The sequence below is a fragment of the Cupriavidus necator genome (genome assembly GCF_013141915.1).
In the GTDB taxonomy this organism is placed as follows: domain Bacteria; phylum Pseudomonadota; class Gammaproteobacteria; order Burkholderiales; family Burkholderiaceae; genus Cupriavidus; species Cupriavidus necator_B.
On sequence record NZ_SROX01000047.1, the window covers coordinates 1 to 629 of the forward strand.

At 52.1% G+C, this 629-nt stretch carries 1 rRNA gene; it reads left to right on the forward strand.

The features are described 5' to 3' along the window. Nucleotides 1-90: 90 nt before the first annotated feature. Nucleotides 91-629, forward strand: a 23S ribosomal RNA gene (locus E5S69_RS32105); the annotation flags it as partial.

Here is a 629-nt window from a genome sequence, read left to right on the forward strand (position 1 = left end):
AAGTGATCGAAAGATGACTTGGAATACGGCACAAATGCGAGAACTCATCCTGTAGCGAGGTTTCGAGCAATCGAGACACACTCGTTATAGGGTCAAGCGAACAAGTGCATGTGGTGGATGCCTTGGCGATCACAGGCGATGAAGGACGCGGTAGCCTGCGAAAAGCTTCGGGGAGCTGGCAAACAAGCTTTGATCCGGAGATGTCCGAATGGGGAAACCCGGCCCGAATGGGTCATCCCTGACTGAATTCATAGGTCAGGGAAGCGAACGCGGCGAACTGAAACATCTAAGTAGCTGCAGGAACAGAAATCAACCGAGATTCCCAGAGTAGTGGCGAACGAAATGGGAAGAGCCTTGTACTCTTTAGCAGTGGTGTTAGCAGAACGGGATGGAAAGCCCGGCCATAGCAGGTGATAGCCCTGTATGCGAAAACACGATTGTGGAACTAGGTGTACGACAAGTAGGGCGGGACACGTGAAATCCTGTCTGAAGATGGGGGGACCATCCTCCAAGGCTAAATACTCGTGATCGACCGATAGTGAACCAGTACCGTGAGGGAAAGGCGAAAAGAACCCCGGGAGGGGAGTGAAATAGATCCTGAAACCGCATGCATACAAACAGTCGGAGCC